At 67.5% G+C, this 22,485-nt stretch carries 19 protein-coding genes; 10 read left to right on the forward strand and 9 right to left on the reverse strand.

The annotated features are described in order from the left end of the window. Positions 1 to 19: 19 nt before the first annotated feature. The 7 genes from ABR323_RS21550 to ABR323_RS21580 all read left to right on the forward strand — a co-directional run bounded on the left by ABR323_RS21550 (position 20) and on the right by ABR323_RS21580 (position 5,376). Positions 20 to 712, forward strand: a complete 693-nt coding sequence (locus ABR323_RS21550; RefSeq protein WP_439450790.1) for a DsbA family oxidoreductase — start codon at positions 20 to 22, stop codon at positions 710 to 712. 163 nt (positions 713 to 875) lie between these two features. Next, complete coding sequence (nagZ, locus tag ABR323_RS21555) at positions 876 to 1,883, forward strand: beta-N-acetylhexosaminidase (RefSeq protein ID WP_049444916.1); 1,008 nt, start codon at positions 876 to 878, stop codon at positions 1,881 to 1,883. Continuing rightward, positions 1,883 to 2,437: a hypoxanthine-guanine phosphoribosyltransferase gene (locus tag ABR323_RS21560; protein ID WP_135274709.1), complete on the forward strand. Its 555-nt coding sequence runs from the start codon at positions 1,883 to 1,885 to the stop codon at positions 2,435 to 2,437. Before nagZ ends, ABR323_RS21560 begins: the two co-directional genes overlap by 1 nt. An 81-nt stretch (positions 2,438 to 2,518) precedes the next feature. Next, positions 2,519 to 3,265 carry an S-methyl-5'-thioinosine phosphorylase gene (locus ABR323_RS21565; protein ID WP_439450780.1) on the forward strand — a complete coding sequence of 249 codons (747 nt, stop codon included), beginning with the start codon at positions 2,519 to 2,521 and terminating at the stop codon, positions 3,263 to 3,265. Positions 3,266 to 3,353: 88 nt separating this feature from the next. Continuing rightward, entirely contained in the window at positions 3,354 to 3,560 is a 207-nt protein-coding gene (gene cspE, locus ABR323_RS21570; RefSeq protein WP_135274707.1) for a transcription antiterminator/RNA stability regulator CspE, read from the forward strand. A 102-nt stretch (positions 3,561 to 3,662) separates the two neighbouring features. Next, positions 3,663 to 4,931: an FAD-dependent oxidoreductase gene (locus tag ABR323_RS21575; protein WP_135274706.1), complete on the forward strand. Its 1,269-nt coding sequence runs from the start codon at positions 3,663 to 3,665 to the stop codon at positions 4,929 to 4,931. A gap of 181 nt (positions 4,932 to 5,112) precedes the next feature. Beyond that, positions 5,113 to 5,376, forward strand: coding sequence for a hypothetical protein (locus ABR323_RS21580; RefSeq protein ID WP_135274705.1), 264 nt, complete (start codon positions 5,113 to 5,115; stop codon positions 5,374 to 5,376). Position 5,377: 1 nt separating this feature from the next. Here ABR323_RS21580 and pdeM read toward each other — a convergent pair whose 3' ends face one another. From pdeM to ABR323_RS21600, 4 genes are read right to left on the reverse strand one after another with little or no spacing between them, the layout of a single operon-like run. Next, positions 5,378 to 6,019 carry a ligase-associated DNA damage response endonuclease PdeM gene (pdeM, locus tag ABR323_RS21585; RefSeq protein ID WP_439450781.1) on the reverse strand — a complete coding sequence of 214 codons (642 nt, stop codon included), beginning with the start codon at positions 6,017 to 6,019 and terminating at the stop codon, positions 5,378 to 5,380. Further along, positions 6,009 to 8,468, reverse strand: coding sequence for a ligase-associated DNA damage response DEXH box helicase (locus tag ABR323_RS21590; protein ID WP_439450782.1), 2,460 nt, complete (start codon positions 8,466 to 8,468; stop codon positions 6,009 to 6,011). The genes pdeM and ABR323_RS21590 overlap by 11 nt, the downstream gene beginning before the upstream one ends. Next, the gene (locus ABR323_RS21595) at positions 8,465 to 10,072 is read right to left on the reverse strand and encodes an ATP-dependent DNA ligase (protein WP_439450783.1); all 1,608 of its coding nucleotides are present in this window, start codon (positions 10,070 to 10,072) and stop codon (positions 8,465 to 8,467) included. Before ABR323_RS21595 ends, ABR323_RS21590 begins: the two co-directional genes overlap by 4 nt. Continuing rightward, the gene (locus tag ABR323_RS21600) at positions 10,069 to 11,067 is read right to left on the reverse strand and encodes a ligase-associated DNA damage response exonuclease (RefSeq protein ID WP_439450784.1); all 999 of its coding nucleotides are present in this window, start codon (positions 11,065 to 11,067) and stop codon (positions 10,069 to 10,071) included. The genes ABR323_RS21595 and ABR323_RS21600 overlap by 4 nt, the downstream gene beginning before the upstream one ends. Positions 11,068 to 11,180: 113 nt before the next feature. Between ABR323_RS21600 and ABR323_RS21605 the strand changes: the two genes are divergently transcribed. Continuing rightward, complete coding sequence (locus ABR323_RS21605) at positions 11,181 to 12,818, forward strand: acyl-CoA dehydrogenase family protein (RefSeq protein WP_439450785.1); 1,638 nt, start codon at positions 11,181 to 11,183, stop codon at positions 12,816 to 12,818. Positions 12,819 to 13,132: 314 nt separating this feature from the next. Here the strand turns inward: ABR323_RS21605 and ABR323_RS21610 are convergent, their stop codons facing one another. From ABR323_RS21610 to ABR323_RS21620, 3 genes are all read right to left on the reverse strand, one after another. Continuing rightward, positions 13,133 to 13,543: a hypothetical protein gene (locus ABR323_RS21610; protein WP_135274699.1), complete on the reverse strand. Its 411-nt coding sequence runs from the start codon at positions 13,541 to 13,543 to the stop codon at positions 13,133 to 13,135. Between the two features lie 157 nt (positions 13,544 to 13,700). Then, positions 13,701 to 14,042 carry a hypothetical protein gene (locus ABR323_RS21615; RefSeq protein ID WP_135274698.1) on the reverse strand — a complete coding sequence of 114 codons (342 nt, stop codon included), beginning with the start codon at positions 14,040 to 14,042 and terminating at the stop codon, positions 13,701 to 13,703. Positions 14,043 to 14,166: 124 nt separating this feature from the next. Continuing rightward, positions 14,167 to 15,342, reverse strand: a complete 1,176-nt coding sequence (locus ABR323_RS21620) for a thiolase family protein (protein WP_439450786.1) — start codon at positions 15,340 to 15,342, stop codon at positions 14,167 to 14,169. A gap of 182 nt (positions 15,343 to 15,524) precedes the next feature. Between ABR323_RS21620 and ABR323_RS21625 the strand changes: the two genes are divergently transcribed. Next, positions 15,525 to 18,365: a S8 family serine peptidase gene (locus tag ABR323_RS21625; RefSeq protein WP_439450787.1), complete on the forward strand. Its 2,841-nt coding sequence runs from the start codon at positions 15,525 to 15,527 to the stop codon at positions 18,363 to 18,365. Positions 18,366 to 18,410: 45 nt separating this feature from the next. On the opposite strand, the gene ABR323_RS21630 is transcribed toward ABR323_RS21625, so the two are convergent. Continuing rightward, positions 18,411 to 19,508 (reverse strand): Glu/Leu/Phe/Val dehydrogenase dimerization domain-containing protein, encoded by a 1,098-nt coding sequence (locus tag ABR323_RS21630; RefSeq protein ID WP_135274695.1) that lies wholly within the window; start codon positions 19,506 to 19,508, stop codon positions 18,411 to 18,413. Positions 19,509 to 19,786: 278 nt separating this feature from the next. Here ABR323_RS21630 and ABR323_RS21635 point away from each other — a divergent pair, with 278 nt between their 5' ends. Beyond that, entirely contained in the window at positions 19,787 to 20,863 is a 1,077-nt protein-coding gene (locus ABR323_RS21635) for an HDOD domain-containing protein (protein WP_439450788.1), read from the forward strand. A gap of 3 nt (positions 20,864 to 20,866) precedes the next feature. Here the strand turns inward: ABR323_RS21635 and ABR323_RS21640 are convergent, their stop codons facing one another. Beyond that, positions 20,867 to 22,456, reverse strand: coding sequence for a phospholipase D family protein (locus ABR323_RS21640; protein ID WP_439450789.1), 1,590 nt, complete (start codon positions 22,454 to 22,456; stop codon positions 20,867 to 20,869). Positions 22,457 to 22,485: the final 29 nt, after the last annotated feature.

The following is a 22,485-nucleotide window of genomic DNA, read 5'->3' on the forward strand; positions in this document are numbered from 1 at the left end:
CGAGCCCCATGTCGGGGGGATGAGAATCGACATCTACTCCGACGTGGTCTGCCCCTGGTGCTGGATCGGCAAGCATCGTTTCCAGCAGGGCGTGCAGTTGCTGGGCGCTGACGCGCCTGAACTCGACATCCACTGGCAGCCGTTCCAGCTGGACCCGGATGCGGACGCCACGCCGGTGCCGCTGCGCGAGGCCTACGTGCGCAAGTTCGGCGGCGTCGAGCGTACCGAGCAGATCCTCGGCCAGACCCAGACCACCGCGCGTGCCGAGGGCCTGCCGATGGACTTCAACCAGGGCCAGGTGCGGGTGACTACGTTGCCGGCGCATCGCGTGCTTTGGCTGGCCGGCGAACACGGCGTGCAGGATGCGGTGGGCGAGGCGCTGTTCCGCGCCCACTTCGAACACGGCCAGAACCTTGCCGACACCTCGGTGCTGATCAAGGCCGGCGTGGCAGGCGGCCTCGACGGCGGGGAGATCGCGCAGATGCTGGCGTCCGATCATGGGTTGGCCGAAGTCGAAGCCAAGCTGGCCGAGGCCCACGCGCTGGGCATTTCCTCGGTGCCGACCTTCGTCATCGACGGGCAGTGGGCCATTTCCGGGGCGCAGCCGCCGGAGGCGTTTGCCAACGCGTTGCGCCAGATCGCCGCCGAACAGGGCGCTCCGACCCCTCCGGCTGACGACGAGGCCTGCGGCCCGGACGGCTGCAAGGTCTGACGGCCCCCAAAAAAGGGGGACGGAGGGGATTAAGGCGCAATCGACCCCGGGGCCGGATACGTCTTAATCCCCTCCGTCCCCTTTTTCTGGCCACTGCGCCTGTCGGCCGGTTCTGCGACAATGCGGCACTGCGCCATGCGGGCGCGCGATGTGGAGATCGACCATGCTGCTGATCGGCGTTGCCGGCACCGAACTGACCGCCCAGGAGCGTGACTGGCTGCAGCACGATGCCGTGGCCGGGGTGGTGCTGTTCAAGCGCAACTTCGCCTCGCGCCAACAGGTGACCGATCTGAGCGCGGCGATCCGCGCTGCCGCCCCGCGCCCGCAGCTGATCTGCGTGGACCAGGAAGGCGGCCGCGTGCAGCGCTTCCGCGAAGGCTACAGCGAGCTGCCGCCGCTGCAGGACATCGGGGCGCTGTACGCCACCGATCCGCAGCAGGCACTGGCCCTGGCCGAGCAGCACGCCTGGCTGATGGCCAGCGAAGTGCGCGCCAGCGGCCTGGACCTGAGCTTCGCGCCGGTGGTCGACCTGGGCCGTGGCAACCGCGCCATCGGCAACCGCGCCTTCAGTGAAGACCCGCAGGTGGTGGCCGCATTCACCGCCGCCTACGTGCGCGGCATGCATGCAGTCGGCATGGCCGCCACGCTCAAGCATTTCCCCGGCCATGGCACCGTGCTGGAAGACACCCATGTGGATACCGCGATCGACCCGCGTGCACTGGACGAGCTGCGCGCGCAGGACCTGGTGCCGTTCCAGGCCGGCATCGCCGCCGGTGCCGACGCGGTGATGATGGCGCACGTGATCTACCCGCAGATTGCGCCTGAGCCAGCCGGTTACTCGCCGCGCTGGATCCAGGACATCCTGCGTGGCGAGCTCGGCTTCCGTGGCGTGGTGTTCTCCGACGACATCGGCATGGCCGCCTCGCACAGCGCTGGCGGCGTACCGGCGCGCGTGCACGCGCATCTGGATGCCGGCTGCGACGTAGTGCTGGTCTGCCACCCGGAACTGGTCGATGAAGCCCTGCACGCGGTGCAGGGGCGCTCCCTCAATACTGCTGCGTTGCTGGGCCTGCTCGGCCGCGGCGCGCTCGGCTGGGACGGCCTGCTGGCCGATGCCCGCCATGGCGACACCCAATCCCGTCTGCTTGAAACCCTTGGAAGAACCGTCTGATGCCCAACCTCACCATTTCCCAGGCCCTGGCCCAGGCTGACCTGCTGGTCGACCGCCCCACCATCGACACGGCCATCGCTGGTATCGCCGACGCCATCGCGCGCGATTACAAGGGCGAGGTGCCGCTGTTCCTGTCCATCATGCACGGTGCGCTGCCGTTTGCCGGCCAGCTGGCGCTGGAACTGGGTGCGCGCGGCCAGGACGTGCAGTTCGATTACCTGCATGCCACCCGTTACCGCGGTGAAACCACCGGCGGCGACCTGGTCTGGAAGCACAAGCCGGCCACCTCGCTGTTCGGCCGCCGCGTGCTGCTGGTCGACGACATTCTCGACGAGGGCTACACCCTGCAGGGCGTGCGCACCTGGTGCCTGGAGCAGGGTGCGACCGATGTGCGCATTGCCGCGATGACCGTGAAGAAGCATGACCGCGCGCTGCCGGACGTGGTCGCCGACTACGCCGGCATTGAACTGCCGGACCGCTACGTGTTCGGCTTCGGCATGGACGTCAACGAAACCCTGCGCTGCGTGCCGGCCATCTACGCGATGAAGGAATAACAGCGCGGCCGCGCGCGGCCTGCGTTTCCTGCCGCCGGCATCCTCGGGTGCCGGCGTTCTTTTTTCCCTGGAGTGCTTCGAATGCAACAGATCGCCCTGGCCGTAATTGGCGGCACCGGTGTCTACAACCTGGCCAAACTTGACGACGTGCAGACCCACGAAGTCACGACGCGGTTCGGCCAGCCCTCCGGCCCGGTGCGGGTCGGGACATTGCTGGGTCATCGCGTGGCCTTCCTGGCGCGCCATGGCGAGGGCCATTCGCTGCCGCCGCACAAGATCAACTACCGTGCCAACCTGGCCGCGTTGCAGCAGCTGGGCGCGCAGCGCGTGCTGGCGTTGAACACGGTCGGTGGCATCACCGAACACTTTGGTCCGCGCGTGCTGGCCTGCCCGGACCAGATCATCGACTACACCTGGGGCCGTATCAGCACGATCTGTGAAGAAGAAGGCACCGACGTGGTCCACGTCGATTTCGGCCACCCGTATACGCCGATGCTGCGCAGCAAGATCCTGGCCGCGGCCAAAGTGACCGGTGTCACGGTCCATGACGGTGGCTGCTATGGCGCGACGCAGGGCCCGCGGCTGGAAACCATCGCCGAAATCGCGCGCATGCACCGCGACGGCTGCGACCTGGTGGGCATGACCGGCATGCCGGAAGCCGCGCTGGCACGGGAGTTGGGCCTCGATTACGCCTGTCTGGCGATCATCGCCAACTGGGCCGCCGGCTGTGGCGATGGCGAAGAGATCACGATGGCTGAAGTACTGGCAAATGTGCAGGCCGCCAGCAACGGACTTCCGGAACTGGTGGGCGAATTGGCACGGGGGTGATTGTCTTCGCGTAACAAGCTTTGCATACTCAGCTTGTGCGCGGGTTCAGCGTACACCACCCATTCATTGCATAAGGTCACGCATCAACATGCCGAACGGTACCGTCAAGTGGTTCAACGACGCCAAGGGATTTGGCTTCATCTCGCCGGAGGATGGCAGCGCCGACGTGTTCGCGCACTTCTCCGCCATCAACAGCAAGGGCTTCCGTAGCCTGCAGGAAGGCCAGCGTGTCACTTATGACGTGACCCAGGGCCCGAAGGGTGCCCAGGCGTCGAACATCATGCCGGTTGAGTGACCCACTCGACAGCGCGTTGAAAACCCCGCTTCGGCGGGGTTTTTTTTGCGCAGGTTCCCCGCGACCCGTTCGGCACGCACCCGCCTCGGGCACAATGCGGTCATGACGGAACGACTGCGCATCGCCGTGATTGGCTACGGCACCGCTGGCCAGGCACTGGCCATTCTGCTCACCCGTGATGGCCACGAGGTGGAGATCTTCGAGCGTGTGCCCACCCCTGGGCCGGTCGGGGCGGGCTTCCTGCTGCAGCCCAGCGGCCTGCAGGTGCTGTGGCAGATGGGGCTGCTTGAGGCCGTGCGTGCGCATGCCGCACCGGTGCACCGTCTGTATGGAGACACGCCGTGCGAGCGCGCCGTGATGGACATGCGCTACGACGGCCTGGATACGCACCTGCATGGCCTGGGCATGCAGCGCGGGGCATTGTTCTCGCTGCTGGACCAGGCGCGCGCGGGTGCGGGCCAGCTGCATGCCGGTACCACCATCACCGAAGTGGATGCCGAGCAGGGTCGCCTGCGCGACAGCGAAGGGCGCCAGCACGGTCCATTTGATCTGGTGATTGCCGCCGATGGCGCTGCGTCGACGCTGCGCGGCACGATCGCAGGTGGCATCGGGCTGGACCGCGTGTATCCGTGGGGCGCGTTGTGGTGCCTGCTGCCGGCCGAAGACTGGCCGCACATGCAGGAGCTGCGCCAGCGCTACGTCGCTGCGCGCAAGATGATCGGGCTGTTGCCGGTGGGTACCCGCCCGGGCGACGACACGCCGCGCCTGAGCTTTTTCTGGAGTCTGCAACGTGCCGACTTCGAGCGTTGGCAGACCGATGGCATGGCGCCCTGGCTGGATGAGCTGCACGCGCTGTGGCCACAGGCCAGCGCGCGTTTCGTGCACCTGCGTGATGCGGGCCAGCTTGCGCGCGCGGTCTATCGTGATGCGGTGATGACGCGCTGGCATCATGGACGCATGGTGCTGGCCGGCGATGCCGCGCATTCGATGAGCCCGCAGCTCGGACAGGGTGTGAACATGGCGCTGATCGACGCACTGGCCCTGCGCGATGCGGTTCGCAGCCACGGTGGTGGCGCCGCTGCACTGCAGGCCTACCAGACGCAGCGGCGTGCGCACGTGGCCGTGTACCAGCGCTGGAGCCGCTGGCTGACGCCGTTGTTCCAGTCCGACCGCGATGCGTGGGCGAAGGCCCGCGATGTGCTGCTGGGGCCGATGGGACGCCTGCCCGGGGGCCGCGGCCACATGCTGCGCGTGCTCAGTGGTACGCAGCATGGTTGGTTCGGTTCGCTCGCGCTGGATCCAGCCTTCATCAATGCAATGGCCACGGCGGGCGAACCGCCTCGCATCGTTGCCGAAACGGCCAGTGCGTGAAGGACGCCATCACCTGAATTAACGGTTGCCTCACCGCGGATATGCGAGAAGAGGGGAGCACGCAATCGTCGCGTCGCCCGTTTTCCTTTCCGTGATCATCATCGCGCGTGGCCCGGGCGGCAGTGCCGTTGCGGCCTGTTGCGGCCCGGACGTGCCGCCGGATGTTGAAGAGGAGGACGCCATGTTGTTCGCGGTCGAAGAGCTGGAATCGGAAATCTGCAAGCTGCGCGGACTGCTGCAGATGCTGCACGAAGACCAGCCCGACGTACTGGAGGACGTGTTCGAGTTCCATGTCGGCAGCCTGATCAGCCACGCATCGCAGGAGCATCACGCGCGTATCCGTGCCTGTGCGCAGGAGATGCTGGCGGCGATCCGGGCACTGCCACGGCGACGTGACGATGACACGCCGGACTTCCGCGTGATGCCGGAGCTCCGCCCGGCCTGAGTCACGGCGCAGGCAGTGGCACCAGGCTGCCTTCCACGCAGGCCAGCATGCGTTCGCCTCGGACCGGTGCAGGCACGATGCCGGCAGTGAATGCAGAGAACGCGGGCAGGACCGTGATCCGCTCGCGCAGCCAGAAGGCCGGAAAGCGACGGCGTAGCGAAGGCAGTGCAACCTGGGGATGCAGGTGCCCCGCGATCACGTGCAGCGCTGCATCCGGCTCTGGCTCATGGCGAAGCAGGAATGGCGGCATCCGCGCTTCCTCGTGGATCTGCACCTGCAGTCGGGCATGCGGCAACTGACGGTCGTGATTGCCGCGCAGCACATGCACGTCCAGCCTGGCATTCCGCTCGCGCCAGCCCAGCCACTGCTGGTACCACGCCGCGCGATGTGCCGGCCCATGCAGAAGGTCGCCGAGAATCCACAGTTCGCGACAGGCATGCTCCTCCAGCAACACCTGCAGGCGTTGCAGGTCTTCACCGGTGCCGCCGCTGGGCAGCGCAATGCCGGCGCGGCGGAACACGTCGGCTTTGCCCAGGTGCAGGTCTGCGATCAGCAGCGCCTTCCGGGCGGGCCAGTACAGTGCGCGCTTGCCGGCAAGAATCATCGGCTCCCCTGCCAGCAGCAGGGGCAGTTCATCGGCCATGTCCGCGTTCCAGCTGTTGTGCAGCGCGTTGCACGCGGGTCCGCCAGTCTTCGTTGCTGAACTGTCCGCGCAGGCGTTCGGCCCACAGCGGGAAGCCCAGTGGCGTGAGCGACGGCGGGCGCTGCACGGAAAGCGCCTGCTTGCCGATGCGTGCAAGCGCCTGCTGCAGGCCGGGAAGATCCAGGCTGTCGTGCAGCACTTCGTGTTCGGCCAGTGCCAGCAGCAGGTGTTCAGGGTCGTGCTCGCGCAGCACGTCGTACAGCAGGCCCGCCGAGGCCTGCAGCTGGCGCAGCGAACGCGGCATGCCACCCGGCAGGCTCGGCACCAGCAGGCCAGCCACGCGTGCGATGCCGCGGAACTGGCGACGCGCCAGCTCACCCAGGTTCACCGCTGCGCGCAGGTCGTGGAGCAGGTGATCGGCGTTGAACAGGGCGCGCCACTGCTGCGCGTCGAGATCGACGGCCTGTGCAGGTACCAGAACCAGGCCATGGTCGTTCACGGCATAGCCGATGCTGTTGCGCAGCAGGCGTGTGCAGCGCAGCGCCAGCAGGGCGGCCAGTGCCTCATGAACATGGCGGCCGGCAAACGGAAACACGAACAGGAACTGGCCTTCACGGCGCCGCACGTCCTCCACCAGCAGACGGCCCGGTCCCGGAAGTGCGGACAGTTGCGCCTGCAAAGCCAGCAGCGGTGCCAACCAGCGTGATTCAACACTCTTGTCGGCGCCGGACAGGACCGCTTCCAGTTCGTGCCCCAGCGCCATCGACAGTGGCAGCTGACCACCCTGCCAGCGCGGCACAACACCGTCGCCACCTCCGCGTGCCAGCCGCACGAAGGCGGTCATGTCGCGCAGTTGCACAAGTTCAAGCAGGCGGCCTGCAAACTGGAAACGATCACCGCGGCGCAGGCGGCTGGCGAACTGTTCCTCCACCGCGCCCAGGCTGCCACCGCGCAGGAACTGCACGCGCACGCTGCCATCGCTGCTGATGGTACCGATCGACAACCGGTGGCGCAGCGCCTGGCGGCGATCGTGCATGCGGTAATGGCCGTCGGCGTCCTGCACCACTTTGTGGAAATCGGGATACTGCGCCAAGGCCTTGCCGCCCTGCACGATGAACGTCAGCACTGCCTGCCACTGTTCATCAGCAAGCGCGGAGAAAGCATGGGTGCGTCGCACCTGCGCCAGCAGCGCATCGCTGTCGAAGCCGCCGGCCAGGGCGCGGCTGACCGCATGCTGGGCCAGCACGTCCAGCGACAACGTCGGCGGTCGGCGTGCTTCGACCACACCGTCGCGCAATGCGCGGCGCACGGCCGCGTACTCGGCCAGTTCCAGGGCGTGGCTGGGTATGCACAGCACAGCACCGCTGGCACCGGGACGATGGCGCGCGCGGCCGGCGCGTTGCCGCAGGCGTGCCACACCTTTCGGGCTGCCCAGCTGGAGCACCTGTTCGACCTCGGGAAAATCCACGCCCAGGTCGAGACTGGACGTGGCGACGACGCAGCGCAGCGTACCGGCGCGCAGCCCTTCCTCGACCTGCTGGCGCAGCACCGGATCCAGCGAGCCGTGGTGCAGCGCCAGCGTGTGCGCATCTTCGGGCCACACCGCTGCCAGCGCCTGGTGCCACAGCTCAGCCTGCGCGCGGGTATTGGTGAACAGCAGGCTGCTGCGCGCCGCCATCAGAGCGTCCAGCACACGCGGCAGTTGTGCAAGGCCAAGATGCCCGGCCCAGGGAAATCGTTCACCCGGTTCGGGCAGCAGGCTGCGCACGGTGATCGGGCGCGGGCGCACGCCTTGCACGATGGGTGCCTGCGGGCGGTCGGGCAGCAGCACATCGCGCGCCTGTTCAAGATTGCCCAGGGTGGCCGACAATCCCCACAGCTGCAGCGACGGGGACGCATCGCGCAACACGGCCAGGTTCAGTTGCAGCAGCACGCCGCGTTTGTTGCCCAGCAGTTCGTGCCACTCGTCCACGACCACACAGCGGAGTTGGCGCATGCGCGGCAGCGTGTCTGCATGGCTCAGCAACAGCGCCAGCGATTCAGGCGTGGTGACCAGTACCTCGATGCGGCCCTCGCGCGCGTGTCGCCGTTCTCGGCTGCTGGCGTCGCCGCTGCGCAGCCCGACGCGCCAGCCGAGCCCGAGCCCATCGATCACGGTCTGCAGTGCACGCGCCGTGTCGCTGGCCAATGCGCGCAATGGCGTTACCCACAGCACCTGCAGCGGGCGCACCGCACTGGCGCGGCGCGGGGGCGGTGGTGGATCGATCATTGCCTGCAGCAAGGGGCCGCCGAACATGGCCAGCGTCTTGCCGCTGCCGGTGGGTGTGTGCAGCAGGCCGGATTCTCCTGCCAGATAGTGCCGCCACATCGCGCGCTGGAACGGCAGCGAACGCCAGCCACGACCGGCAAACCAGTCTTCCAGCCGGCGCAGCGCCTGGCTGCGGGTCATCGCGCCAGCGCCTGCAGGCTGGCCAGTTGATCGGCTTCACTGGCCGGTTTGTCGTGCCGCCAGCGCAGGATGCGCGGAAAGCGCACGGCGATCCCTGACTTGTGCCGGCTGCTGTGGTTGACCGCTTCGAAGCCCAGCTCGAACACCTGTTCGGCGCGTACGCTGCGTACAGGACCAAAACGCTCGCGCGTGTTGGCGCGGATCCATCGGTCGAGGGCGAGGATCTCCTTGTCGTCCAGTCCCGAATAGGCTTTGGCCACCGGCACAAGTGCGTCTCCGTCCCAGACCCCGAAGGTGTAATCGGTGTACAGCGTGCTGCGCCGACCATGGCCGGCCTGCGCGTACAGCAGCACGGCATCGATGGTGAGTGGGTCGACCTTCCATTTCCACCAGTCGCCGCGCCGTCGCCCGGCCTGGTAGGCCGATGCACGTCGCTTCACCATCAATCCTTCGACACCACGCTCGCGTGCCGCTTCACGCAGCACTGCAGCCTGCGACCAGTCATCGGCGGGAACCTCCGGCGAGAGCTGGATACGCGCGTCGCCCAGTGCGCCGATGGCCTCGGCGAGCCGGATGCGCCGTTGCTGCAACGGCAGTTCGCGCAGATCCTCGCCATTGTGTTCAAGCAGGTCGTAGGCCAGCACCCTTACCGGTGTGTTGCGCAGCGTCGCTGCACCGGGCTTGCGGCGTTGGATGCGGGTCTGCAGCGCGGTGAAAGCGCGTGGCAGTCCGGTGGCCGCGTCCCAGGCCAACAGCTCGCCGTCCAGCACGCAGCCATCCGGCAGTGCCATCGCTGCCTGTTCGATCTCGGGGAAGCGGCCATCCAGGCGTTCCTCGCCGCGTGACCACAGTGCCACTTCGCCGCGGCGGCGCAGCAGCTGCAGGCGGATGCCGTCCCATTTCCATTCCAGCAGCCATTCGTCGATGGGGCCGAAACGTTCGGCAGGGGTGCCTTCCAGGGGGGGGGCGAGGAAGAACGGGTAGGGTTGCTGGCGGTCCAGGGGCAGCTCGTCCGGCGACAGCAACTGGCCCAGTAGTCCGGGCGACGGTACCCACTCGCCAAGCATGCGCTGCGCGATGCGTGCGATGTCCAGGCCGGACCATTCGGCCAGTGCCTGTTGCACCAGTCGTTGCGACACACCAACGCGCAGGGCGCCGGTCAGCAGCTTGTTGAACACCATGCGTTCGCTGCTGCACAGCTGCTGCCAGCCCGCCACCACCGCCTCGCGGCGTACCGGCTCGGCCTGGTTGGCCACGGCCAGCAGATGCTGTTCGATCCACTCGGCCAGGGGGCGGTCGGGCGCCGGCTGCAGAGGATCATCCAGCAGCAGGGTCAGTGTCTCGGCCAGGTCACCCACCTGCGCATAGCTGTCTTCCACCAACCATGGCGGCAATCCGGATTCTTCGGCGATCCAGGCGCGCAGTTCACCACTGGCGGCGATCTTCCGGCGCGCGCCACCCACTTTGCCTCCGCTGAGCAGGTACAGCGCCCACGCCGCGTCATGCGCACCGGCCTGGCGGAAGTAATCGACCAGCGCCGCACGCTTGTCCAGCGTGGCGGTGCTCCGGTCCAGGCGCCGGTAGAGCGCGGCGAACGCCTTCATTCCTCGCTCCCGAAATCAGTACGGAAGGCTTCTGCAGCCACGCCGCGCTCGCGCAGGAAAGGAATCAACGCGTCGGTATTGCCATGCGTGGCGATCACCCGCTGCGCGCCGGTCTGTTCGATGGTCTGCAGCAGTGCGGGCCAATCGGCATGATCGGAAATGACGAAGCCGCGATCGACATTGCGGCGGCGACGATTGCCGCGTAGCTGCATCCAGCCAGAGGCGAAACCCAGCTGGTGACGGCCGAAGCGGCGCATCCAGGGCGTGCCCGCAGCCGACGGTGGCGCGAGGATCAACTGGCCGGCTGCCTCCGGCTGACGGCCCTGCTCGGCCACGGTGAGCGTCTCCAGCATCGGTACGCCAGCCTGCCGGTAGACCGCCACGCCATTGGCGATGGCGCCATGCAGCCAGGCCGGGCGGTCGTCCAGTGGCAGCAGCTCGGCCAGCACCCGCTGTGCCTTGCCCAGTGCGTAGCAGAGCAGGATCGCGGCCTCACCACGCTGCTCGCATTCACGGCGCCACGCCACGATCTCCGCGGCGACTGCCGAGGTGTCCGGCCAGCGATAGATCGGCAGGGCGAAGGTGGCCTCGGTGATGAAGGTATCGCAGGGCACCACTTCGAACGGCGTGCAGGTCGGATCAGGCTGGCGTTTGTAGTCGCCCGACGCGACCCAGACCTGTTCGCCGTCATCGATGCGCACCTGCGAGGAACCGAGCACATGGCCGGCCGGGTGAAGCGATACCTGCACCCGGCCAAGCTGGAAAGGCACACCCTCGGCATGCGGCTGCACCGGCACATCGCCCAACCGCCAGCGCAGGATCGGCAGGCTGCCCGCGCTGCAGTGGTACTCACCCATGCCCGGGCGTGCGTGGTCGCCATGCCCATGAGTGATGACCGCGCGCGACACGGGGCGCCAGGGATCGATGTGGAAGTCGCCGGCGGCGCAGTACAGCCCCTCCGGGCGCAGTACCACCAGGTCGTCGTTGCCTGTCATGCGATCACTGTGGCGCGTGGCTCGTGCACGGGGTGAGAACCGGCCTGAACGCGCGCTTGGCGGGCGATGCGGCACAATCGGAACGCACACCTCTTGCCGCCAGGATGGATCGGATGAGTGGACCGAGCTTCAGCAGCAATGCGCCTTTCGAAACCCATGTGGTGCTCAACCAGCCCCCCCCCTTTGCAGGCCGCCAGCTGTGGACCGACGATGTGGCGTTGATGGAAGCGGTGCAGCGCGAGGACGCCGGCAGCTTCGCGCCACGGCTGGCGGTGTACGGTGCACTGGCCGGGGATGAGCTGTACCGGCTCGGCTTCGACGCCAACCGGGATCGTCCGCGCCTGCGCACGCATGACGCACAGGGCCACCGCATTGATACGGTGGAATTCCATCCTGCGTATCACCAGTTGATGGATGCAGCGAAGCAGCATGGCGTTGCAGGACTGTCCTGGCACGAGCCGCAGCCCGGTGCACATGTTGCGCGTGCAGCGCTGAGCTACCTGCATCACCAGGCCGAGGCCGGTACCAGCTGTCCATTGACGATGACCCATGCGGCAGTGGCGGTACTGCAGTCGCAGCCCCATCTGGCCGAGTGGGCGCGCAAGGCCGCCGCGCCGGTCTATGACCCGCGCGATGTACCGGTGACGGACAAGGCCGGCATCACCCTGGGCATGGGCATGACCGAGAAGCAGGGCGGTTCCGATGTGCGCGCCAACAGCACGCGCGCCGAACCCATCGATGGCGAGCGTTACCGGTTGGTCGGCCACAAGTGGTTCTTCTCCGCGCCGATGTGCGATGGGTTCCTGGTGCTGGCGCAGGCGCCGGGAGGGCTGACCTGCCTGTTGATGCCGCGGCGCCTGGCCGATGGCGACCGCAATGCGTTCCGGCTGATGCGGCTGAAGGACAAACTCGGCGATTGGGCCAACGCCTCCAGTGAAGTCGAGTTCTGCGGCGCACAGGCATGGCGGGTGGGCGAAGAGGGACGCGGCGTGGCCACCATCATCGGCATGGTGATGATGACCCGCCTGGATTGCATGCTGGGTGCGGCGGCGGAAATGCGCATGGCGCTGGCGCAGGCGCTGCACCATGCACGCCATCGCCGCACGTTCGGCAAGCTGCTGGTGGAGCACCCGTTGATGACCAATGTGCTGGCCGACCTGGCACTGGAGTCGGAAGCGGCCACGGTGCTGTCGATGCGCATCGCACGTGCGGTGGATCGCGCCGGCGTGGATGCCAACGAGGCTGCACTGGCACGGGTGGGAACAGCGCTGGGCAAGTACTGGCTGTGCAAGCGATCGCCCGCCTTCGTCAATGAAGCGCAGGAATGTCTGGGCGGTGCGGGCTACGTGGAGGAATCGATGCTGCCGCGTCTGTACCGGCAGGCACCGTTGAATTCGATCTGGGAAGGCAGTGGCAACATCCAGTGCCTGGACGTGCTGCGCGCACTGGCGCGTGAGCCGGAGGCGATGGTGGCGCTGCGCGCTGAGCTGGCTGCCGTGGCAGACCGTGATGCGCGCTATGCAGCGGCATTGCAGCGCTGGGCAGCGGCGCCGCCGCCGGAGGAATCGCAGGCGAGGCTGTTCTGTGAGCGCACTGCGCTGCTGCTGCAGGCGGCGTTGCTGCTGCGTGCGCGCAGCCCGATGGCAGAAGCGTTCGTGCGCAGCCGGCTGGAAGGGGAGCATGGGCTGGCGTTTGGGACGCTGCCGGCGGGGCTGGAGCTGACGGCGATGCTGGCGCGCGCGCTGCCGTAGGGGCGGCCAACGGCGGAGCCCCTCGTGGTGGGCGGCGCGGAGTCTGCGTCGTGAGCGGGCCGCGCGGGTGGGTTGCGCAGGGGGCGCTGCAAGTACGTCCATGTAAGCTCGGTCGCCGCATCCATGCGGCTCACGCCCCTGCGCAACCCACCCGCGCGGCCGCGGACAATTTCCGGGGGCGCACACCACGGAATCAACAGAAAGAGCGGAGAGCGAAAAGCAGAAAAGCCGCGGCACTGCCGCGGCTTTTCCTGTAGAGCTGAGCCCATGCTCGGCTGGCCGGTAGCGCCGGGCCATGCCCGGCGAACGAGCCGTTAGTGCTTGGCTTCTTCCTTGGCCGCGTTCGTCTTCGCGTCGTTGGCGACATCGCGGGCCTTGTCGGCAACCTTCTGAGCGGCGGTGGCGGTGGCGTCACTGGCGTGTGCAGCGGCGTCGGTTGCAGCGTCCTTGGCCTTGTCGGCAGCGTTGGCGGTGGCGTCTGCTGCCTTGTCCAGCGCCTGCTGGGTATCGGCGGCGGCCTGCTCGGAGGCGGCAGCAGTCTTGTCGGCGGCTTCGCGGGTGGCAGCCGCAGCCTTGTCGACAGCGTCACGGGCGGCAGCGCCGGCGCTGTCTGCGGCCTGCTGCGCATCCTGCTTGGCCTGTTCGGCTTCCGGGCCCTTGCAGGCGGCCAGGGCCAGCAGCAGGGAGGCGGCCAGCAGGGTGGTGGTGATCGGACGAATCTTCATGGCGGTCTCCGGTACTGCAATGGATGGGGACGCCAGCCTATTCATGCCGTTGTGAAGACGGGGTCGCGATGTGGGCCAGCCAGACCTGGCATCGGCGCAAAGAAAAAGCCGCTGGCGAACCAGCGGCTTTTCCAGAACAGCGTGAAGAAAGAAGTTATTACTTCTTGGCTTCTTCAGCAGCGTCCTTGGCCTTCTCAGCGGTGCCTTCAGCAGCCTTGGCAGCGTCAGCAGCGGCGCCGGCAGCAGCGTCGGTGGCAGCAGCGCCAGCCTGGGCAGCAGCGTCAACCGAAGCGTCAGCAGCGGTGGCGGCGGTGTCAGCGGCCTGCTGGGCAGCGTCGGCGGTCTGGGCGCCAGCAGCGGCGGCCTGGTCGGCAGCAGCCTGGGCTTCGGTGGCGGCCTGGTTGGCCGAAGCAGCGGCGTCCTGGGCAGCTTCCTGCTTCGAGCAGGCGGCCAGGGCCAGAGCCAGGGACATCGCGACCAGCAGCTTGTTGATGCTCATTGTGTAAATCCTCGTCGTTAGAATTAGGCAACGCGCATGCTGCGCGCCGACAACATGATGACAAGCCAAGATTGGGTGTCAAGCGATCCCGCATTCATTTTTGCGAAATCATCGTTAAATCTATTTAAATCAATTCGATGGCGATAGCCGTTGCTTCGCCGCCGCCGATGCACAGGGTGGCAATGCCGCGCTTGCCACCGCGCGTGCGCAGGGCGTTGACCAGGGTCACCACCAACCGTGCCCCGGATGCGCCGATGGGATGACCCAATGCGCAGGCACCGCCATTCACGTTGAGCTTGTCATGCGGGATGCCGAGCTCACGCATCGGGGCCATCGCCACCACGGCAAAGGCTTCGTTGATTTCAAACAGGTCGACCTGGTCCACCGACCAGCCGGTCTTGCCCAGCAGCGTGTGCAGCGCGCCGATCGGCGCGGTGGTGAACCACTCCGGTTCCTGCGAATGCGTGGCGTGGCCGACAATGCGGGCCAGCGGCGTGATGCCGCGTGCGGCTGCGTCTTCCTCGGTCAGCAGCACCACGGCGGCCGCACCGTCGGAAATGCTGGAGGAACTGGCGGCGGTGACGCTGCCGTCCTTCTTGAAGGCCGGGCGCAGGGTCGGGATCTTGGCGATGTCCGAGCGGCCGGGCTGCTCGTCGGTGGTGACCTCGACCTCGCCCTTGCGGGTGGCGACCTTCACCGCGACGATTTCATCGGCAAACGCACCGTTGGCCTGTGCCGCCTGTGCGCGCTTGACCGATTCGATGGTGTAGGCGTCCTGTTCTTCGCGGCTGAACTGGTATTTGTCCACCGCGTTTTCGGCGAACTCACCCATTGCCTTGCCGTCGTAGGCGTTGACCAGGCCATCGTGAGCCATGTGGTCAACGGCCTGGAAGTTGCCGAAGCGGTTGCCGGTGCGCGAGTTCGGCAGCATGTGCGGCGCGTTGGACATCGACTCCATGCCGCCGGCGACCACGATGCTGGCCGAACCAGCCTTGATCAGGTCGTGGCCGAGCATGATGGCCTTCATGCCCGAGCCGCACACCTTGTTCAGCGTGGTTGCACCGGTCGACAGCGGAATGCCGGCAGCGATCGCTGCCTGGCGGGCGGGCGCCTGGCCGAGATTGGCCGGCAGCACGCAGCCCATGAGGACTTCAGAAACGTCGCTTGCCGGGACACCCGACTGCTCCAGGGCGGCGGCGATGGCGGCGGCGCCGAGGGTCGGGGTCGGCACGCCATTGAACTGGCCGAGGAAGGAGCCGATGGCGGTGCGCTTGGCGGCGGCGATGACGATGTTGGACATGGCAATCTCGTTGATGCGTAAGCAATGTTCGGAAAGGAGACCGGGGCCGTTGGAAGCGCTCCGGTTTCCCGGCAGACTGCGTGGGGGTCGGCCCAAGTATAGAGGGTCGGGGAGGGCCGCCGCTGGGCGGCGGCGCATGCCTGCCGGGATGAAGGCAGGCCAACGTTCATGGGAAGGAATCGATGGAACGCACGACGATGATGAGGTCTGTCCTGGCAACCGCGCTGGCACTGGCGCTGACGGCCTGTGGAGGAGGCGGTGGGGGCAGCAACGTGCGCATCGATCCGCCGGCTCCCCCGGTGCCGCCGACCACGCCGCCCCCCACTCCGCCACCGCCGGCCAAACCGCAGGAACCGACGTTCGATGCGCATCTGGCAGTCACCAACGCGCGCGCCGCACAGGCTGCGGGCCTGACCGGGCAGGGGGTGCGCATCGGTATCGTCGACTCGGGCGTGCAACGCAATGCGGTGGCGCTGAATGGACGGGTGCTGGCCAACTTCAACTACATCGATCCGGCCAAGAACAACCTGGCCGTTGACGACGTGGTCGGTCACGGCACGGCAGTGGCCAGCCTGGCCGCCGGCGCAGCGGTGGGCACCTGGCCGGGCGGCATCGCGCCGGGTGCGCAGATCGTCTCGGCACGGATCATTTCCGACAAGCCGCCGACCGATGACGGCAGTGGCCAGGGCAACGCCTTCAGCGGCCCGCTGGGTGTGGCACAGGTCCACCAGGATCTGATCAGCTACAACGTGAAGGTGATGAACAACTCGTGGGGCGGCCTGTACTGGACCGACCTGCCGACCACCGCGCAGGTGGCTGCCGAATACCGGCCGTTCGTGATCAACCATGGTGGCCTCGTTGTGTTCGCTTCCGGCAATGAGGGACGCAGCGAGCCGAGCAGCCTGGCGGCGCTGCCCAGCCAGAAAGGTGTGGCCGGCTCACTGCCTGCGGCCGATCTGGAGCGCGGCTGGCTGGTGGCCACCGCCGTCGATCCGTACGCGCCCGGCGCACTGGCCAGCTACGCCAATGCCTGTGGGCAGGCCGCACGCTATTGCCTGGCGGCGCCGGGCAGCGCGGTCTATCCAGACGCCAATGGCGGTAGCTACTACTGGAACTACGGCACCTCGTTCGCGGCGCCGTTGATCTCCGGCGCCGCCGCACTGGTCTGGCAGCGCTTCCCGTATTTCGACAACAACCTTGTACGGCAGACCCTGCTGGGCACCGCCAAGGACATCGGCGCCCCCGGCGTGGATCCGGTGTTCGGCTATGGCCTGCTGGATATCGGTCGCGCGATCAATGGTCCTGGCCGTTTCGACTGGGGCGATGTGGTTGCCAACGTGGATGCGGCATCGACCAATTCGATGTGGAGCAACGACATCACCGGCGGCGGCGGCCTGGTCAAGCAGGGCGGCGGCAAGCTGGTGCTGGCCGGCAACAACAGCTACAGCGGTGCCACCCGTATCGAGCGCGGCATCCTGTCGCTGCAGAACGGTGGCGTGATCCGTTCCAACGTGACGATCCTCGGCCAGCCCGACCCGGATTCGACCGGGCTGCAGTTCAACGGCGGCACGCCGCGGGTGATCGGCAACGTGGTCAATGGCAGCAGCGTGTTCCTCACCACCGGTAATACCACCGGCACCATCGAGGGCAACTACACACAGCAGGCCGGTGCGCAGCTGATGATCGCCCTCGGCGCCAATGCACTGCAGGTCACCGGCAGTGCACTGATCAACGGCGGTGTACGCGTGCATGGTTTCGTCTCCGGCTACGTGCCGCAGAACGGCACCCGCCAGGACCTCATCCACGCGGCGGGTGGCCTGACCGGCACCTTCAGCTCCGCTGCCACGTCCACCGGGCTGCAGGGGCTCTCGCTGGTGTCACCCACTTACGGCTACGACAGCAACAACGCCTGGTTGAACGTGACCCAGGTCAGCGTCACCGCTGCGGCCGGTGGTCTGAACGCTTCGGCGCAGGCGGCCGCGCAGCGCGTGGAAGGTGCATTCGCGGTGCTCGATGGCAATCCCGGCCTGCAGGGATCGGCCTTCGGTGCGGCAGCCGGTGCGCTGCAGTGGACCGGCGGTGGCGAGCAGGGCCTGGCCGCCAGCCTGCAGAGCCTGTCCGGGCAGGCGCATGCCCGTGCCGAAGCGGCGACCTTCGACAGCATCGACATGTCGCGGCGTGCGATTGCCGAGCGCTTCGATCGTGTGCAGGCCTCACCGCGACTGCGCGGTACCTGGCAGAGCGCGCTGGGCGAGGCCGGTCAGGGCAGCTTTGCCGGCAACGCTGCCGAGAGCCGTGGCTGGATGGCGGGCCAGGACCTGCCGTTGGGCAGCAACGGCCTGATGGGTGTGGCCTTTGGCGAGACCCGCAGCAACGGTGGCAGCAGCTTCGGTGGTGACCGCGGACGTGATCGCCAGGCGCAGGCGCAGCTGTATGCCGGCTGGAACCTGGGGCGTGGGTACGCACTGGCCCAGGTCGGAAGTGGCCAGTTCACCCGCGCGTTGGACCGCCAGCTGCTGCTGGGCGCCGGCGCATACGGCGTGTCTGCGCGCTACGGCGGCCGCTTCAGCAGTGCCAGCGTCGAAGGCGGCTATCGCTTCGGTCGCGCCGGGGCGTCGTTGACGCCGTATCTGGGCGCCAGCACCACGCGCGTGGATACCGATGCGTTCAATGAGCTGGGCGGCTTCGGTTTCGGCCTGCGCGGTGATGCCAACCGCGTGCAACGCAGTCAGATGCTCGCCGGCCTGCGTGGTGAACGCGGGTGGGGGCGCTGGACCCTGCGGGGTCATGCCGAATGGCAGCAGCGCTTGGATGGACGCGACGCGGACTGGCAGGCCAGTTTCGTCGGCGTCGATGCCTGGGCACCGTTGGCGGGTTGGGATGCACCGCGCGGCAGTGCGCTGTTCGGTGTGGCGCTGGAGTCGTGGTGGGGCCGCAATGGACGCCTGAGCCTGGGCTTCGACCAGCGTGTGGGCGGCGAGGGCGCGCACCAGGCGGCGCTGCGTTACAGCACTGGTTTCTGAGGAACGGGTCGCGCCGGGGTGATGCCCGGCGCGATCATCGCAGGCTCAACCGCCGCGCAGGTTGCCCAGGCGCGGGGTGCTGCGGCCCAGCGGCATCTTCAGCTTGCCGATCGACAGGATGCGGCTCTCGGCGATGCGGTCGGCCGCACGTTGCGGCGCGATGTTCTCGCGCTGCGACAGTTCGAAGATGCGGGTAAGGTTGTGGTAGATGCTGCGGATCAGGCGCATCGCACGTTCGCGGTTGTAGCCGTCGATCTCCAGCGACACGTTCATCACGCCACCGGCGTTGACCGCATAGTCCGGTGCGTACAGGATGCCGCGCGCATGCAGTTCGTCGCCGATCTCCAGGCTCGACAGCTGGTTGTTGGCGGTACCGCAGATGATCTTCGCCTTGATCCGCGGCAGGGTATCGGCGTTGATCGCGCCTTCCAGCGCGCACGGCGCGAACACATCAGCGTTCACTTCGTGGATTTCGTCCGGCTTGACCGCTTCGGCGCCGAAATCGCTGACCGCGCGATCGACCAGGGCGCTGTCCAGATCGGTGACATACAGCTTGGCGCCGCGGTCACGCAGCAGCTTCACCAGTTCCATGCCGATATGGCCCAGGCCCTGCACTGCGATGCTGGTCTTGCCCACTTCCTCATGGCCGAACTTGAAGCGCATCGACGCCATCAGTGCCTGCAGCGCGCCATAGGCGGTGAACGGCGCCGGATCGCCGGAGCCGCCATGGACCTGGTGCACGCCGGTCACGAACTGGCTCTCCAGGTAGATGTTCTCCATGTCGTTGACGTCGGTGCCGACGTCCTCGGCGGTGATGTAGCGGCCCCCCAGCGAATCGACGTAGCGGCCGAAGGCGCGGAACAGCACCTCGGTCTTGTCCACCTTCGGGTCGCCGATGATCACCGCCTTGCCGCCACCTACGTTGAGGCCGGCCAGCGCATTCTTGTAGGTCATCGTCCGGCTCAACCGCAGCACGTCGGCCAGTGCCTCGTCGGTGTTGGCGTAGGGGCGCATGCGCACGCCGCCCAGGGCCGGGCCCAGGGTGGTGTTGTGGATGGCGATGATCGCCTGCAGGCCGGCGTCGTGGTTGTGGCAGAACACCACCTGTTCGTGACCGGTGGTGGCGAGGGTTTCGAATAGCATGGCGTCTCCGATGGCGCGAACAGCGGCGAACTGCAGCGAACGGCCAATGAACGGTAGGGTCCCAAAACAAAAAAAGCGACGTCGTCGGTGCAGGGGGACGGGTCGCGCGGCGCCATTCTAGTCCATTCGCTCGGCCGATGCCGTCGACATTGGCAGCCTTCCGGTTAAAGAAGATGAAAGTGCGGCCGATGCTGCGACGACGGCGAGTAGCCGGATTCGTGTGAAGAGGCAGGGCAGTCAGTGACGGCACGGGCACCACAACGACAGGGCGGGCGGCGATGACGGCGGCCTGGTGGCGATCGCTGCGCGGCTGGCTGGCGCGCTCGACCGGGGCCGCGCCGTCCCGCTTGGCGGCTGTATCGCGACAGGCAGTGGCGGCAGCGGCTGCCAGCCTGCAGGGTGAAGCCCTGCCGTCTGCGGAGATCGCCGCGCATCTGCAGCGCGGCCTGCACGCGTTGGCGTTGTACCCACGACTGGCCGGTGAGCCGACGCCGGTACAGGATCCGGCGTTGGGGGAAGCGGTGGCACGTGCGCTGCAGGACCGCGACTGGGCCACCCGGCAGCTGCCGCGCCGCCCGCAACTGCTGCCGCAGCTGATCCAGACCGTCAACGACGATGCTGCCTCGGCGCGGGTGATGGCGGCGATCATCGGCCAGGACCCGGTGCTGACCGGCAACCTGCTGCGCATCGCCAACAGCCCGGCCTACAAGGTGCACGAGCGACCCGTGGAAAGCCTGCAGCGGGCAGTGACCCTGGTCGGTACAGAAGGCGTGCGGCAGATCATCAGCGCGGTACTGGTCCAGCCGGTGATGCAGATGCAGTGCGATGCGTTCCCGCAGTTCAGCACGATCATCTGGGAGCACGCGCTGCTGGCATCGCGCGCGGCCGCCGACCATGCGCGCACGGTCACCTTCGGTGATGCCTTCGCTGCACAGTGGCTGGGGCTCGTGCAGGGGCTGGGGTCTGCGCTGGTGATGCGCCAGCTGCTGCAGGAAGCCCAGGCACGCGGCGAAACCGTGGAGCCGGCGCTGGCTCTGCAGCTGCTTCAGCAGTGGTCGTTGCCGCTGGCACAACGGGTGGCAGCTGCCTGGGAGCTGCCCGAGCCGGTGCATCAGGCGCTGTTGCCGGAGGCCGAAGGCCCGCTGGCTGACAGCCTGCGCCTGGGCAGCGCGGCGGCCGCAGCCAGCCTGTTGTGCCGCCATGGCCACGCCAGCCAGAGCCGCATGCTGGCCCTGCTTGAACAACTGCCGTCGGCGCCGCCGCATGCGTTGCGCTGGATCTGGCGGCGCTTGCACGGGCGCAGTGTGGAAACGCTGGATGATGCCGCACAGAGCGAAGCCGGCGCGGCACCTTGAGCGCTACAGCTGCGATTCCACCGGCAGCCAGCTGATCACCCTCGCGGTCCAGCGTTTGCCGAGACTGGCGCCGGGTTCAGCCTCCACCCAGTGTGGCGGCGGCTGCCGTTGCAGCCAACGCAGCTCGTCATTCCTGCCCAGTGCCAGCCACCAGCTGTGTTCGGGGCTGGCCAGGCGCAGGTACTCATCGCGCAGCTGCGCGCCCAGCACCGGATCGTCGAACAGCACGCCCATTTCGGTATTGAGATAAGCCGAGCGGGGGTCGAGGTTGAACGAGCCGACGAAACCGCGGCGGTCATCGACCACGAAGGCCTTGGTGTGCAGGCTGGCGCCGCTGCTGCCGAACAGGCTGGTATCCGGCTGGCCGTGTGCCTTGAGTTCGTAAAGCTGCACGCCAGCCTTCAGCAGCGGAACACGGTATCCCATGTACCCACCGTGCACCGCGGCCACGTCGTTGGCGGCCAGTGAGTTGGTGACCACGCCCACCTGCGCACCGCGCGCGGCCATTGCTGACAGGCCTTCCAGGCCTTCGCTGCCGGGCACGAAGTAGGGCGAGATCAGCAGTGCGCTGCGGCGGGCGGTCGCCAGCTCATCGCCGAGGGTGCTGACCAGCCAGCCGCGGCGGTCATCGTCGCGATGTTTCATAGGAGGATCGGAAGCGATGCGCACGTTCGCGCTCCAGTGCAGCGGCTCCGGGCTGGGCCGCTGCAGGGCGCGCGATTCGGCCACGCGCTGCAGGTAGGGCTGCGCCTTGGCGTGCATCGCATCCAGGTCCGACTGCCGCACCAGCTGTCGCAGCTGTTCATCGCTGTATGACGCCAGCGCGGAAATCGGGATGGCCGCGCTGCTGTTCCAGTAGTCGTCGAAGATCTGGTTGGCCTGCTGCACGGCCGGTCCGGCCACCACCAGGTCCAGGTCCTGGAAATTCACGTCGTCGCGCGCGCTGAAATACTCCTCGCCGATGTTGCGGCCGCCGACGATCGCGATGCGGCCATCGGCGATCCAGCTCTTGTTGTGCATGCGATGGTTCACGCTGAAGGCGCGTTGCACCAGCTCCAGCGTGCGCGCGATGCCGCTGCGGTTGCGGAACGGGTTGTACAGGCGGAGCTCGATGTTCGGGTGCGCATCGAGCGCCATCATCAGCGCGTCCTTGTCCTTGGCGTTCATGTCGTCGAGCAGGAGGCGCACCCGGACTCCGCGCTCAGCGGCGTCGTACAGCGCCTTGGCCATCAGGTGGCCGATCAGGTCGTCGTGCCAGATGTAGTACTGCAGGTCGAGGCTGCGGCCGGCATGCGCAGTGATCATTGCGCGCGCTGCGAACGCATCCATGCCGTCGCTGAGGAAGGCCACGCCTGATTTCCCGGGATGGGCCGCCTGCAGCGGCACGATCTGCTGGTCGATGCGGGTCTGCGCCGGTTGCAGCGGCAGTACATGCGAAGGCGCGCCCTGCGCCTGCGGGGTGAGGTGGTCGGCCAGCAGCAGGCCGGACAGCACCAGCAGCAACAGGATGGCGAAGAGGATCGCAGCGACGCGCAGCAAGCGTCGCCACAGGGGCTTGGGCGGATTCATGCCCCGATGGTAGATCCACGTCATGCATGGATGAAAGCCAACAGACCCACTGC

Source organism: Stenotrophomonas sp. ATs4, assembly GCF_051861585.1.
Classification (GTDB): Bacteria; Pseudomonadota; Gammaproteobacteria; order Xanthomonadales; family Xanthomonadaceae; genus Stenotrophomonas; species Stenotrophomonas maltophilia_AS.